Source organism: Streptomyces sp. S186 (assembly GCF_051603415.1).
GTDB lineage: Bacteria > Actinomycetota > Actinomycetes > Streptomycetales > Streptomycetaceae > Streptomyces.
On sequence record NZ_CP193932.1, the window covers coordinates 5,417,998 to 5,432,370 of the forward strand.

Below are 14,373 nucleotides of genomic sequence, written 5' to 3' on the forward strand. Positions count from 1 at the left end.
GTTCCGGGGCACGCCCCTTGGTGGTGCCGCGGCCGGTCAGGCCCCGGCGGCCGCGTCCGCCGCGCGGGCCCTCAGTGCCCGCTCGACGCCGGCCCGGGACTCCGTGACCAGCCGGCGCAGCGCCGGGCTCGGGTCGGCGGAGGCCAGCCACGCGTCGGTGGCGTCCAGGGTCTCCTGGGAGACCTGGAGGGCCGGGTAGTGGCCCACCACGATCTGCTGCGCCATCTCGTGGCTGCGGCTGTCCCAGACGCCCTTGACCGCCTCGAAGTACTTCGCGGTGTAGGGCGCCAGCAGCTCCCGCTGGTCGGGCTGGACGAAGCCGGCGATCACCGCTTCCTGGACGGCGTTGGGGAGCTTGTCGGACTCCACGACCGAGGCCCAGGCCGCGGCCTTCGCCTCCGCGGTGGGTCGCGCGGCGCGTGCGGTCGCCGCGTGCCGTTCGCCCGCCGAGGTCGCGTCCCGCTCCAGCTCGGCGGCGATCTCCGGCTCGTCGGCCCGGCCGGTGGCCGCCAGCCGCTCCAGCAGCGTCCAGCGCAGCTCGGTGTCCACGGCCAGTCCGGGGATCTCCTCGGTACCGTCCAGCAGGCCGGCGAGGAGGTCCAGCTGCTCGCCGGTGCGGGCCGACGCGGCGAACGCCCGCGCCCAGGCCAGCTGGTGGTCGCTGCCCGGCTCGGCCGCCCGCAGATGTGCCAGCGCCGCCTCGGTCCACTGCGCCAGGCCGCTCTCGCGCCACTCGGGCGCCGCGTACAGGTCCAGCGCCAGCTTCACCTGGCGGTGCAGCGACTGCACGACGCCGATGTCGGATTCCTTGCCGATGCCGGACAGGACCAGTGCGAGGTAGTCGCGGGTGGGCAGTTCGCCGTCGCGGGTCATGTCCCAGGCCGAGGCCCAGCACAGGGCCCGCGGCAGGGAGTCGGTGAAGTCGCCGAGGTGCGCGGTGACGACCTTCAGCGACTCCTCGTCGAGGCGGACCTTGGCGTAGGACAGGTCGCCGTCGTTGAGCAGGATCACGTCCGGGCGGCGGAAGCCTTCCGGGAAGGGCACCTCGGTGCGCTCGCCGTCCACGTCCAGCTCGATGCCGCCGGTGCGGACCAGCTTGCCGTCGGTCAGGTCGTAGTAGCCGATCGCGATGCGGTGCGGGCGCAGCACCGGCTCGCCGGTCGCCCCGGCGGGCAGTGCGGGGGCTTCCTGCCGCACCGCGAACGCGGTGACGGTGCCGTCCCCGGCCACCTCGATCTCCGGGCGCAGGACGTTGATGCCGGCCGTCTCCAGCCACTTCTTCGACCAGGTCGCCAGGTCCCGGCCGCTGGTCGCCTCCAGCGCGCCCAGCAGGTCCGACAGCCGGGTGTTGCCGAAGGCGTGCGCCTTGAAGTACGCCTGCACACCGGTGAAGAACTCGTCCATGCCGACATACGCCACCAGCTGCTTGAGGACGCTGGCGCCCTTGGCGTAGGTGATCCCGTCGAAGTTGACCAGGACGTCGTCCAGGTCGCGGATCTCCGCCATGATCGGGTGGGTGGACGGCAGCTGGTCCTGCCGGTAGGCCCAGGTCTTCATGGAGTTGGCGAAGGTGGTCCACGAGTGCGGCCACTTGCTGCCCGGCGCGTACGCCTGGCAGGCGATCGAGGTGTAGGTGGCGAACGACTCGTTCAGCCACAGGTCGTTCCACCACTCCATGGTGACCAGGTCGCCGAACCACATGTGCGCCAGCTCGTGCAGGATCGTCTCGGCACGCACCTCGTAGGCCGCGTCCGTCACCTTCGAGCGGAAGACGTACTGGTCGCGGATGGTCACCGCGCCCGCGTTCTCCATGGCGCCGGCGTTGAACTCCGGCACGAAGAGCTGGTCGTACTTGGCGAACGGGTAGGCGTAGTCGAACTTCTCCTGGAACCAGTCGAAGCCCTGCCGGGTCACCGCGAAGATCTCGTCCGCGTCCAGGTGCTCGGCCAGCGACGGCCGGCAGTAGATCCCCAGCGGCACCGACCGGCCATCCGCGCCCTCCCAGCTGCTGTGCACGCTGTGGTATGGGCCGGCGATCAACGCGGTGACGTACGTCGAGATCCGCGGCGTCGGCTCGAAGCGCCAGACGTTGTCCGCCGGCTCCGGCGTCGGGGAATTGGAGATCACCGTCCAGCCCGCCGGGGCCTTCACGGTGAACCGGAACGTCGCCTTCAAATCCGGCTGCTCGAACGACGCGAACACCCGCCGGGCATCCGGCACCTCGAACTGCGTGTAGAGATACGCCTGTTGGTCCACCGGATCGACGAACCGGTGCAGCCCCTCACCGGTGTTGGTGTACGCACAGTCGGCAACGACCCTCAGCTCGTTGCGCCCGGCCCGCAGCCCGGACAGCGCGATCCGCGAGTCCGCGAACACCGCCGCCACGTCGAGCGCCGTACCGTTGAGCACCACCTCGCGCACGCTCGGCGCCACCAGATCGATGAACGACCCCGCGCCCTCCTCCGCGGCATCGAACCGCACCGTCGTCACCGACCGGAACGTGCCCCCCTCCTGCGCCCCGCTCAGATCCAGCTCGATCTCGTACGCGTCCACGGTCAGCAGACGCGCCCGCTCCTGGGCCTCTTCCCGGGTCAGATTCGTACCAGGCACCCGTGCCTCTCCTTCACAGTCAACGGTTGTCGCAGCGTCGGGCCATCCTTCCACGGCGTGTGTCACCCGATCGTGGGCGGCGCTGACTATCGTGCTGTGCAGGGCGGCGCTTTCCACCAGGCTGAGGCCGACAGGAGAGGAGGCGCCGCGATGACACTGCTGACCCATCACGACACTGCCGAGGACGCCGTGCGAGGCAAGACCGGGCACGACCTGCTGCGCTTTCTGGAGGGGCTCCCCGAGCTCGATCAGCTCAAGATCGAGCTCATCGATGGAAAGATCGTGATGCAGGCATCGGCCGCACCGTTTCACAATCGCATCGTCATCAAGACCGCCACGCAGTTCGACGCACGTGGCTGGGAGGCGTTGTCTGAACAAGCGCTCATCTCCGATATGTCCGGCTTTGAGCCTAAGCCGGATCTCACCGTCACCACCACCGAGGCGATCCAGGACAACCGCAACCCGCTCCCCGTAGACCGGGTCGACCTGGTTGTCGAGGTGGTCTCTTCCGACCGGGACAGCGACTACGTCAAGAAGCGCTTCTGGTATGCGATGAACGGGATCCCGCTCTACCTGCTCGTCGATCCGAACGACGGCGTCATCGAGTTGCACTCCGATCCGGAGCAGCTGACCTACCGCCGGGTCGCCCCGTTCCGGTTCGGCGAGCCGATTCAGCTGCCGGAGCCCTTCGGTTTCTCCGTCGACACGTCGGCGTTCCTGCTCTACCCGCCGAAGGCGCCGTGAGAACGAAGATGCCGTGAGGACGCTGCGGCCGGCTTCGAGATCAGCGGCCGGTGCCGGTACGGATCTGGTCCGTACCGGCACCGGCCGCCGCGCGTCGGGGCGCGGTCCGGTCAGTCGCGCAGTTCCGCGGCGACCAGTTCGGCGATCTGGACGGCGTTGAGGGCCGCGCCCTTGCGGAGGTTGTCGTTGGAGACGAACAGCGCGAGGCCGTTGTCGACGGTTTCGTCGCGGCGGATCCGGCCCACGAAGGAGGCGTCCTGGCCGGCGGCCTGGAGCGGGGTGGGGACGTCGGAGAGCGCCACGCCGGGGGCGGCGGCCAGCAACTCCTGGGCGCGCTCGGGCGCGATCGGGCGCGCGAAGCGGGCGTTGACCTGGAGGGAGTGGCCGGTGAAGACCGGGACGCGGACGCAGGTGCCGGAGACCTTCAGCTCCGGGATGTCCAGGATCTTGCGGCTCTCGTGGCGGAGCTTCTGCTCCTCGTCGGTCTCGTTCAGTCCGTCGTCGACGATCGAGCCGGCCATGGGGAGGACGTTGAAGGCGATGGGGCGGACGTAGGTGTCCGGGGCCGGGAACTCCACGGCCGACCCGTCGTGCGTCAGCTTGGTGGCGTCCTGCTCGATGACCTTGCGGGCCTGTCCGTCCAGCTCGGCGACGCCGGCCAGGCCGCTGCCGGAGACCGCCTGGTAGGTGGCGACCACCAGGGAGACCAGTCCGGCCTCCTCGTGCAGCGGGCGCAGCACCGGCATGGCGGCCATGGTGGTGCAGTTCGGGTTGGCGATGATGCCCTTGGGCCGGTCGGTGATGGCCTGCGGGTTGACCTCGGCGACGACCAGCGGGACCTGCGGGTCGCGGCGCCAGGCCGAGGAGTTGTCGATCACGACCGGGCCGGCGTCGGCGACCTTCTCCGCCAGCGCCCGGGAGGTCGCGCCACCGGCCGAGAAGAGCACGATGTCCAGGCCGGAGTAGTCCGCGGTGGCCGCGTCCTCGACGGTGATCTCGGTGTCCTGCCAGGGCAGCGTCCGTCCGGCGGACCGGGCCGAAGCGAACAGCCGCAGCTGCTCGACCGGGAAGTTCCGCTCGGCGAGAATGCGCCGCATCACGCCGCCGACCTGTCCGGTCGCTCCGACGATTCCGATCCTCATGGGACTCCTTCTTTCTGACCTGGCCCGCCGGCCGGGCTACGGGTGCTCTCGGAACACCTGCTCAGTGGCGCTCCCATCATGTGTGTGAGACCCGTCGCCTTGTCCAATCGATTCCCGTCTCTTCCCATAGACGGAGATGCGGGGCGTGTGGTTGCCCACGGAGCGTTGCCGATGGTCACCTTCGGTCACGTAGCGTCATGTCGCGTCACGTCTCGTCGGCGTGGGCGCGGTCAGTGCGGCAGGACGACGACGTAGGAGGCGGGCTCCCGGTCCACGGCCGCCATCAGGGCCGTGCGGACCACCGCCGCCTGCTGTTCGGGGGCCTCCCGCAGGGTCCGCGGCCGGCAGCGGACGAGGGTGATGCCGAGCCGCTCCAGGCGCTCCCGCTGCTCGTCGCGGGGCGGGTCGGCGGGGCGGTGGCCGGACGGGTGCGGGGTGCGGGTGTCGAGCGTCACGGCCACCCCGTATTCGGGCCAGTACGCGTCGACCACGCCCAGGTACGGGCCGCCGGGAAGGCGCAGGTCGACGTTCCACACCGGGTCGGGCAGCCGGAAGGCGCGCACCATCTCGTAGAGCCGCTGCTCGGCCAGGGCCCGGCCCTCGGCCAGCAGGGCGTCCACCGCGTCCACCACGTGCGGCCGGGTCAGCAGCCGGGCCCGGCTCAGCTCCCGCACCACCGCGGCCGCCTCGCAGTGCCCGCCGCGCACCGCCTCGGTCAGCAGCCGGCGCACCGTGGTGCCGTCGGTGAGGCCGGCCACCGCGTCGGCCAGCGCGCGCGGGACGGGGGCGGTGGGCACGCCGGTGACCTGCTCGGGGAGCGGCAGGTCCGCGCCGCGGACGATCCCCGCGAAGCCGGCCGGGCGCAGCCGCCGGGTGCGGCTCACCAGGACCTCGATGCGGTCCAGGGAGAGCAGCGGGGGAGCGGCGGCGAAGCCGTGCAGGGCGAGCGCCGCCAGCCCGGTGATCATCGGTTCCGGGACGGACTCCCCGGTGCGGGGCTGGGCCGGCACGGAGGGGCCGCGGTGGCGGGCGTAGAGGAGCGCGGCGTGCAGCCGCTCCTCACTGGTGGGCGGCCCCTGGTGGAGCAGGTGGACGCCCGGCAGCAGCTGCTGCCAGGGGCCGCCCGGGCGGCAGCGCTCGGCGATCTCGGCGGGCGGGACGCCGTGCGCCCGGAGCTGATGGGTCGTCAGCACCGGGCAGCTGCCGTCGGCGAGGTGGTGGAGGGGGAGCGGGGAGAGCGGTGTGTCGTGGTTCATGCCGGGCAGATTCCCGGACCCGCTCCGCCCGCTAACCGCTGTTACCCGCCTGTGGCACAAGCGGGACAATCCTGCCCTCAAGTACGGGCGTTCGACGGCCGATACCGGCAGGTCGGGGGCGGGGTTACGGCCTGGGGCCGGCCGCCTCGTCACAAGCCTGTGCGCGCAGCGCCCGGGCCAGATCGTCCCGCTCCTCCAGTACCAGCCGGCGCAGCGCGGGCGCCGCCTCCGGGTGCTCCGCCAGCCAGCCGTCCGCGGCCGCCAGAGTGGCCCCGTCCACCTGCCAGGACGGGAACAGCCCGCGCACCACCGACATCCCGATCTCGATGGACCGCTCCCGCCAGATCCGCTCGATCGCGGTGAAGTAGCGCGGCGCGTACGGCGCCAGCAACTCCCGCTGCGAGGGCTGGGCGAAGCCGCTGAGGGTCGCCTCCACCAGGGCGTTGGACAGGGTGTCGGACTCGATCACGTCCGCCCAGGCGGCCGCCTTGACCTCGGCCGCGGGGCGGGCGGACAGGCAGCGCACCTGGTGGCGCTTGCCGGAGGCGGTGTCGTCGCGGGCCAGTTCGGCGTTGATCGCGGCCTCGTCGGCGGCGCCGTGCGCGGCCAGCGGCAGCAGGAACGCCCAGCGCAGCTCCTGGTCCACGTCCAGTCCGTCGATCTTCGCGGTGCCGTCCAGCAGCCCCCGCAGGAGCTGGAGGTCGGCTTCGGTGGTGGCCACCGCGGCGAAGTGCCGGGCCCAGCTGAGCTGGTGGCCGCTGCCCGGCTCGGCCAGCCGCAGCTCGCGCAGCGCGCCCTCGGACAGCTCCCGGGCGGCCCGCTCGCGGTACTCCGGCGCGACATAGTGCTCCAGCGCCGCCTCCGCCTGGCCGAGCACCGACTGCAGCACCCCGACGACGGTCTCCGCGCCGCCGAACCGCCGCACCAGCGCCAGGAAGTCCCGGGCCGGCATGAGCCCGTCCCGGGTCAGCCCCCACACCGCCGCCCAGCACAGCGCCCGCGCCATCGGGTCGGCCAGATCGCCGAGCCGGGCCCGCAGGGTGGCCAGCGACCCCTCGTCGAAACGGGTCTTGCAGTACGTCAGATCCTCGTCGTTGACGAGGATCAGCTCCGGCCGCTCGGCCCCGGCCAGCTCCGGCACCGCCGTCCGCGGCCCGGTCACGTCCACCTCGGCGCGGGCGTAGCGGACCAGCGCCGAGTCGGCGTCCAGACGCCGGTACAGGCCCACCGCGACCCGGTGCGGCCGCAGTTCCGGCTGCTCGGGCGCCGCCTCCTGGAGGATGTCCAGCTCGGTGATCCGGTCCTCGGCGTCGTAAGTGACCTGCGGCGTCAGGGAGTTGAGGCCGGCCGTCTCCAGCCAGGCGCGGGACCAGGCGGCCAGGTCCCGGCCGGAGGTCTCCTCCAGCACCGACAGCAGGTCCGCGAGCCGGGTGTTGCCGTAGGCGTGCCGCTTGAAGTAGCGCCGGGCGCCCTCCAGGAACGCGTCCTGGCCGACGTACGCCACCAGTTGCTTCAGGACGCTGGCGCCCTTGGCGTAGGTGATGCCGTCGAAGTTGAGCTTGGCGTCCTCCAGGTCGCGGATGTCGGCGGTGATCGGGTGGGTGGAGGGCAGCTGGTCGGCCCGGTACGCCCAGGACTTGCGGCGGTTGGCGAAGGTGATCCAGCCGTCGGTGAAGCGGGTCGCGCCCACCTGCGCGAAGCTGCCCATGAAGTCCGCGTAGGACTCCTTCAGCCACAGGTCGTCCCACCAGTGCATGGTGACCAGGTCGCCGAACCACATGTGCGCCATCTCGTGCAGGATGACGTTGGCCCGGCGCTCGTAGGACGCCTCGGTGACCTTGCCGCGGAAGATGAACTCCTCGCGGAAGGTGACGCAGCCGGGGTTCTCCATCGCGCCGAGGTTGTACTCCGGCACGAACGCCTGGTCGTACTTGCCGAACGGGTACGGGAAGTCGAAGTGGTCGTGGAAGAAGTCCAGGCCCTGCTTGGTGACGGTGAAGACGTCGTCCGCGTCGAAGTGCCGCGCCAGCCCCTTGCGGCAGAGCGCACCGAGCGGGACCGTCAGCTCGGTGCCGTCCTCGAAGGTGCGGCGGTAGGTGTCCGTCACGTAGTGGTACGGGCCGGCGACCACCGCGGTGATGTACGTGGAGATGGGCTGGGTGGTGGCGAACCGGTGCCGGCCGCCCTCGGCGTCGCCCTCCTGGGCGCCGTTGCTCAGCACCACCCACCCTTCCGGCGCGGTCACCTCGAAGGTGAACGGGGCCTTCAGGTCGGGCTGTTCGAAGTTGGCGAAGACCCGGCGGGCGTCGGCGGGCTCGTACTGGGTGTAGAGGTAGACCTCGCCGTCCTCGGGGTCGACGAAGCGGTGCAGGCCCTCGCCGGTGCGGCTGTAGGCGCACTGGGCGTCGACGACGAGGGTGTTCTCGGCGGCCAGGCCGTCCAGCGCGATCCGGGTGCCGTCGAAGACCGCGGCCGGGTCCAGCGCGCGGCCGTTGAGGGTGAGCGCGGTGACCGAGGGCGCCAGGAGGTCGGCGAAGCTCGCCGCGCCGGGCTCGGCGCAGCGGAAGCGGATCGTCGTCCGGGAGCGGAAGGTGGCCGCCTCGGGGCCCCGGGCGACCGCTGAGCGGACGTCCAGCGCCACGTCGTAACCGTCGACCGTCAGCAGCCGGCCCCGCTCACGTGCCTCTTCCCGGGACAGATTCTCACCTGGCACGGTGTGCCTCCCTCACCCTCGTCTCGGATATCGAACACGGGGAATCATGGCACGCATGCGGTCGGTTGAAGCGTGTACGGAACAACGCCGCTGAAGCTCTCAAGAGGAGACCTCGTGTCCGAGACCGCCAAGACCCCGGCAGACTTCTGGTTCGACCCGCTGTGCCCCTGGGCGTGGCTGACCTCCCGCTGGATGCTGGAGGTGGAGAAGGTCCGCCCGGTCCAGGTGCGCTGGCATGTGATGAGCCTGGCCGTGCTCAACGAGAACAAACTCGACGAGCTGCCCCCGGAGTACGCGGAGAACATGCGCCCGGGCGGCAAGTCGTGGGGCCCGGTCCGCGTGGTGACCGCCGCCCAGCAGCTGCACGGCGACGAGGTCGTCGGCAGGCTCTACACCGCGCTCGGCAACCGCATCCACAACGCCGGCGAGGGCGTCAGCCGCGAGTCCATGGCCGCCGCCCTGGCCGACGCCGGCCTGCCCGCCGAGCTGATCGAGTACGCCGACAAGGACACCTACGACGCCGAGCTGCGCGCCTCGCACAAGGCGGGCATAGACCTGGTCGGCCAGGAGGTCGGCACGCCGGTGATCGCGGTGCCGGGTCCGGACGGCGACCAGATCGCGTTCTTCGGTCCGGTCGTCACCCCGGCCCCCAAGGGCGACCAGGCCGCCCAGCTCTGGGACGGCACGCTGGCCGTCGCCTCCATCCCCGGCTTCTTCGAGCTCAAGAGGACGCGGACGCAGGCGCCGCAGTTCGACTAGCCCCCCCCGTTTGTGGGCAGTCGTTCCTCCCCCACGCCTGAACGGCGCGGGGGGACCCCCTTGCTGGAACGGGTGGGCACAAACGGACCACCGGCGTGCAGCCGGCAAACAGGCGGAGCCCCCACGAGTCACGTCCTCGGGGGGCTCCGCCCTCTACGCACCTGCCCGCGCGAAGGCTGAGAAGACGATCACGAGGCAGGCCGCCTCGGCTGCTACCGCCTCACGGCGCCAGCAGCAGGTTGTTCGCGCGCTCCTTGGCGGCCGCGTACCGCTTGGCCACGTCCTGCCAGTTGACGACGCGCCACATGGCCTCGATGAAGTCCACCTTCTGGTTCTTGTACTGCAGGTAGAAGGCGTGCTCCCAGGCGTCGAAGACCAGGATCGGCACGGAGCCCTGGCCGACGTTGCCCTGGTGGTCGTAGATCTGCTCGACGATGAGGCGGCCGGTCACCGGCTCGTAGGCCAGGACGCCCCAGCCGGAGCCCTGGGTGGTGGCGGACGCCTTGGTCAGCTGGGCCTTGAACTTGGCGAAGGAGCCGAAGCTCTCGGCGAGGGCGTCGGCGAGCTCGCCCACGCCGTCCTTCTCCAGCGGCTCGCCGCCGCCGTCGCCGGTCATGTTGTGCCAGTAGATGCTGTGCAGGATGTGGCCGGAGAGGTGGAACGCGAGGTTCTTCTCCAGGCCGTTGATGCTGCCCCACTGGTCCTTGTCGCGTGCCTCGGCGAGCTGCTCAAGGGTGTCGTTGGCGCCCTTCACGTAGGCCGCGTGGTGCTTGTCGTGGTGCAGCTCGATGATCTCGGGGCTGATCACGGGCGCCAGCGCCGAGTAGTCGTACGGGAGTTCCGGAAGTGTGTAGGTCGCCATGCCGACCCCGCCTCCAAGCTGCGATATCGCCGTAGTTCCGTAATTGCAATCAATGTGCAAGAGCACGCTATCAGCAGGATGGATCATGGGACCGTGCCGGCGGGCGACCTGGTCCCAAAGACGTAAGGCGGGGCGGGACCTCCGATGGAGGTCCCGCCCCGCCTGGGGAACCGGGTGGGCCGCCGCCGGCCCGGGCGCGGCCCTACTGCCTGCTCAGCGCCCGCTGCCGGACGAGCCCGACGACGGTCAGCACCACGCCGAAGCCCGCGGTGAAGAACAGCTGGATCCGCTGGCTGTCGTCCCGCAGCATCAGCACCAGCACCGCGGCGATCCCGGCCAGCGCCACCCACGTGAGGTAGGGGAAGGCCCACATCTTCACGATCAGCTTCTCGGGCGCCTCGCGCTCCAGCTGCCGCCGGGTGCGCAGCTGGGCGGCGGCGATGAAGCCCCAGACCACCAGGACGGCGGCGCCGACCATGTTCAGCAGCCACTGGAAGACCGTGGTCGGCCACACGAAGCTCAGCACCACCGCGAGGAAGCCGAACGCGGCGCACAGCAGCACCGTCCGCCGCGGCACCCCGCCGCCGACCTTGCCGAAGAAGGCCGGGCCCTGGCCGCGGGCGATCAGCGAGTAGGCCATCCGGGAGGCGCCGTAGATGTTGGCGTTCACCGCCGAGAGCAGCGCGACCAGGATGACCACGTTCATGATCTGGCCGGCCGCCGGGATCTTGAGGTAGTCCAGCACCGCCACGTACGGGCCGCTCTTGGCGATGGACGGCGCGCTCCAGGGGATGACGGTGACGATGACCGCCATCGAGCCGACGTAGAAGAGGGCGATCCGCCACATCGCGGTGCGCACCGCGCGGGCCACGCCGCGGGCCGGGTCCTTGGACTCGGCGGCCGCGATGGTCACCGTCTCCAGACCGCCGTACGCGAACACCGACGCCAGCAGGCCGACCATCAGGCCGTCCACGCCCTTGGGCAGGAAGCCGCCGTCGCCGGTCAGATGGCTGGCGCCGGGCGCCGAAGTGCCGGGCAGCAGGCCGAAGATGGCCAGCAGGCCCAGGACCAGGAAGAGGACGATCGCGGCGACCTTCAGCGCCGCGAACCAGAACTCGAACTCACCGAAGTTGCCGACCGCGGTGAGGTTGGTGCCGGTGAAGACCACCATGATCAGCAGCACCCACATCCACGGCTGGGTGGACGGGAACCACTGGTGCAGCACGTCCGCGGCGCCCAGCGCCTCGACCGCCACCGCCACGCACAGCAGCGCGGTGAACATCCAGCCCACGGTGAAGCCGGCCCAGGAGCCGATGGAGCGCTCGGCGTGCACGGAGAAGGAGCCGGAGGCCGGCCGGGCCGCGGACATCTCGCCGAGCATCCGCATGATCAGCATGACCAGCGCGCCGGAGACCGCGTACGCCAGCACGATCGACGGGCCGGCCGCCGCGATGCCCTCGCGCGAGCCGACGAACAGACCCGCGCCGATCACGCCGCCGAGGGCGATCATCGAGAGGTGGCGCTGCTTGAGGCCGTGCGACAGCGCGCCGCCGTCCTGGCCGGTGCCCGGGGCCGCGGCGGACCGCGTACCGGCAGATCCGGCGGACGAGGGTGTCCGATTCATGTCGTACCTGTCCCAGTAAGTGAGATGCGGGCGGGGCGATACTGCGTTCTCCCGGGGCCGCGGACGGCTCATTTCCGGGGTCCTCGGCAAAGCTGGCTCAGTCTGAGCGTGCCTGTCCGCTCAGGGCAACAGTCGTGCAGCGATTGTTCGGTATTCAGACGCGATCGTGACCGAGCGTGCCTGATACATCGTCGAATGCGACAAATGTGAGGTCGGTCTCAGAGGCGGCCGGACAGGCCGGGAAACGGTCCCGGCCGGCGGCCCTCAGCGCCGCGCCCGGCGCGCCCGCAACTCCCGCGCACCCGCCACCACCAGCACCGCCGCGGTCGCCCCGGCCGACCACAGCAGCTGCGGCCGGGCCGCGTCGTCGGTCAGCATCAGCACGATCACCGCACCCATCGCCGCCAGCGCCAGCCACGTCAGATAGGGGAACGCCCACATCCGCAGCACCAGCCGCTCCGGCACCTCCCGTTCGATCCGGGGCCGCAGCCGCAGCTGGGAGACGGCGATCAGCCCCCAGACGAACAGCAGCACCGCACCGACCGAGTTGAGCAAGTACAGGAAGACCGAATCCGGCCACTTCAGATTCAGCAGCACCGAGACGAAGCCGAACGCCACGGAGGCCAGCACCGCCCGGCGCGGCACCCCTCCACCCGACACCTTCAGCAGCCCGCGCGGCGCCTCCCCGCGCTCGGCCAGCGAGAACACCATCCGCGACGCGCCGTAGAGATTGGCGTTCAGCGCCGACAGCAGCGCCACGAACACCACGATGTTCATGATCTGCCCGGCGCCCGGCACCCCGATGTGGTCCAGCACCATGACGTACGGGCTCTTCCCCGGCCGCATCGACGACCAGGGCAGCACGGTGACGATCACCAGCATCGAGCCCACGTAGAAGAAGAGGATCCGCCACACCGCGCTGCGCACCGCCCGGCCCACCGCCCGCGCCGGATCGTCCGACTCGGCGGCCGCGATGGTGACCACCTCCAGCCCGCCGAAGGCGAACACCACGGCCAGCACCCCGGAGACCACCCCGGACCAGCCGTGCGGCAGGAAGCCGCCCTGCCCGGTGAGGTTGGTCAGCCCGACCGGTGCGGTGTCCGGCAGTACGCCGAAGACCGCCAGCAGCGTCAGCGCCAGGAACAGCACGATCGCGGTGACCTTCAGCGTCGCGAACCAGAACTCGAACTCGCCGAAGTTCTTCACCGCGGCCAGATTGGCGGTGGTGAAGACGAGCATGAAGACCAGCACCCAGCCCCACTGCGGCACCGCCGGCACCCAGCCGTGTGCGATCTGCGCCGCCCCGGTGGCCTCCACCGCCAGCACCACCACCAGCAGGAACCAGTACAGCCACCCCACGCTGAACCCGGCCCAGCGCCCCAGCGCCCGCTCCGCGTGCACCGAGAACGCTCCCGACGCCGGCATCGCCGCCGACATCTCCCCGAGCATCCGCATGATCAGCATCGCCAGCGCCCCGGCGATCAGATAGGACAGCACGATCCCCGGCCCGGCCACCGCGATGCCCGCGCCGGAGCCCACGAACAGCCCCGCCCCGATCACCCCGCCCAGCCCCAGCATCGTCAGATGGCGCTGCTTGAGCCCCGCGGACAGCGGCTCTTTCTCGGCCGTCTCGGCCACGGGCGGCAGTGCGTCGTGCATCGGCTCGTACTCTCGCAAGGGGCGCAAGGGCGGGATCGCCGCCCGGGTTGGGGAAACTCCACAGCTGGCCGCGGAGCCGTCCCAGTGTCCCCGGCCGGGCCCGGCTACCACAAAAACGGCCCCGCGCCGCCGCCCCCTCCGTGACGAGCATCACGTGACCTGCGAAGACGCCCCGGGCCCCGGCGGGCTCCGGCATTCTGGCGGTTGTCCGGAACTCCCCAAGCGGGCCGGTACGGCTTTGTCACCGCCCGCGCGTGATCGCCGCCGCCCCTCTGAACTAACGTCATCACGTCCCGCCGGACCGGTCCGCCCCGGACGGTCCCCTCACACCCGCGGAGTCCCCTGATGAGCACAGCCGCCCCCGCCCTCCGGCCCGGAGCCGTTCTCGCCGACCTGCTGCCGGCCGCCACCGCCACCCGCGCCCGCGTCCGCGACGCCGCGCTGGTCGCCGGCGGCGCCGTGATCACCGGCCTCGCGGCCCAGATCGCGGTCCCGGTCCCCGGCTCCCCGGTCCCGGTCACCGGCCAGACCTTCGCCGCCCTCCTCGTGGGCGCCTCGCTCGGCGCCCGCCGCGGCCTGCTGTCGCTGGCGCTCTACGCCGTGGCGGGCATCGCCGGCGTGCCGTGGTTCGCAGGCGGCGCCTCGGGTGCCGGCGGCGCCACCTTCGGCTACGTCCTCGGCATGCTGCTCGCCGCCACCGCCGCGGGCGCGCTGGCCCGCCGCGGCGGCGACCGCGGGGCGCTGCGCACCGCCGCCACGATGGCCGCCGGCAACGCCGTGATCTACGCCGTCGGCGTCCCCTACCTCGCGCTCAGCACGGGGATGTCCTTCGGCCAGGCCGTCGCCGCCGGCATGGTGCCGTTCCTGATCGGCGACGCCCTCAAGATCGCCCTGGCGATGGGCGCACTGCCCACCGCCTGGAAGCTGGCCTGGCGCCGCGGCTGACGCCCCGCACCGACGCCGACGGGGCCCGCACCCACCGAGGGTGCGGGCCCCGTCCGCCG

10 protein-coding genes are annotated in these 14,373 nt (G+C 71.5%); 3 read left to right on the top strand and 7 right to left on the bottom strand.

What is annotated here, in order from left to right:
- Nucleotides 1-36: 36 nt before the first annotated feature.
- Nucleotides 37-2,610 carry an aminopeptidase N gene (gene pepN / locus ACRAS8_RS23355; protein ID WP_438487950.1) on the bottom strand — a complete coding sequence of 858 codons (2,574 nt, stop codon included), beginning with the start codon at nt 2,608-2,610 and terminating at the stop codon, nt 37-39.
- 150 nt (nt 2,611-2,760) lie between these two features.
- Between pepN (ACRAS8_RS23355) and ACRAS8_RS23360 the strand changes: the two genes are divergently transcribed.
- On the top strand, nt 2,761-3,354 hold the full coding sequence (locus tag ACRAS8_RS23360) for a Uma2 family endonuclease (RefSeq protein WP_438487951.1): 594 nt from the start codon (nt 2,761-2,763) through the stop codon (nt 3,352-3,354).
- A gap of 110 nt (nt 3,355-3,464) precedes the next feature.
- Here the strand turns inward: ACRAS8_RS23360 and ACRAS8_RS23365 are convergent, their stop codons facing one another.
- From ACRAS8_RS23365 to pepN (ACRAS8_RS23375), 3 genes are all read right to left on the bottom strand, one after another.
- On the bottom strand, nt 3,465-4,496 hold the full coding sequence (locus ACRAS8_RS23365) for an aspartate-semialdehyde dehydrogenase (RefSeq protein ID WP_438487952.1): 1,032 nt from the start codon (nt 4,494-4,496) through the stop codon (nt 3,465-3,467).
- A 230-nt stretch (nt 4,497-4,726) separates the two neighbouring features.
- Complete coding sequence (locus ACRAS8_RS23370) at nt 4,727-5,752, bottom strand: hypothetical protein (RefSeq protein ID WP_438487953.1); 1,026 nt, start codon at nt 5,750-5,752, stop codon at nt 4,727-4,729.
- A 124-nt stretch (nt 5,753-5,876) separates the two neighbouring features.
- Nucleotides 5,877-8,465, bottom strand: a complete 2,589-nt coding sequence (gene pepN / locus ACRAS8_RS23375) for an aminopeptidase N (RefSeq protein WP_438487954.1) — start codon at nt 8,463-8,465, stop codon at nt 5,877-5,879.
- Between the two features lie 114 nt (nt 8,466-8,579).
- On the opposite strand from pepN (ACRAS8_RS23375), the gene ACRAS8_RS23380 reads away from it, so the two are divergent.
- Complete coding sequence (locus ACRAS8_RS23380; RefSeq protein WP_438487955.1) at nt 8,580-9,224, top strand: mycothiol-dependent nitroreductase Rv2466c family protein; 645 nt, start codon at nt 8,580-8,582, stop codon at nt 9,222-9,224.
- A gap of 220 nt (nt 9,225-9,444) precedes the next feature.
- Here ACRAS8_RS23380 and ACRAS8_RS23385 read toward each other — a convergent pair whose 3' ends face one another.
- From ACRAS8_RS23385 to ACRAS8_RS23395, 3 genes are all read right to left on the bottom strand, one after another.
- Nucleotides 9,445-10,086, bottom strand: coding sequence for a superoxide dismutase (locus tag ACRAS8_RS23385; RefSeq protein WP_438487956.1), 642 nt, complete (start codon nt 10,084-10,086; stop codon nt 9,445-9,447).
- A gap of 202 nt (nt 10,087-10,288) precedes the next feature.
- Nucleotides 10,289-11,710, bottom strand: a complete 1,422-nt coding sequence (locus ACRAS8_RS23390) for an amino acid permease (protein WP_438487957.1) — start codon at nt 11,708-11,710, stop codon at nt 10,289-10,291.
- Nucleotides 11,711-11,974: 264 nt separating this feature from the next.
- The gene (locus tag ACRAS8_RS23395; protein ID WP_438487958.1) at nt 11,975-13,369 is read right to left on the bottom strand and encodes an amino acid permease; all 1,395 of its coding nucleotides are present in this window, start codon (nt 13,367-13,369) and stop codon (nt 11,975-11,977) included.
- A gap of 345 nt (nt 13,370-13,714) precedes the next feature.
- Here ACRAS8_RS23395 and ACRAS8_RS23400 point away from each other — a divergent pair, with 345 nt between their 5' ends.
- The gene (locus tag ACRAS8_RS23400; protein WP_438487959.1) at nt 13,715-14,314 is read left to right on the top strand and encodes a biotin transporter BioY; all 600 of its coding nucleotides are present in this window, start codon (nt 13,715-13,717) and stop codon (nt 14,312-14,314) included.
- Nucleotides 14,315-14,373 lie beyond the last annotated feature (59 nt).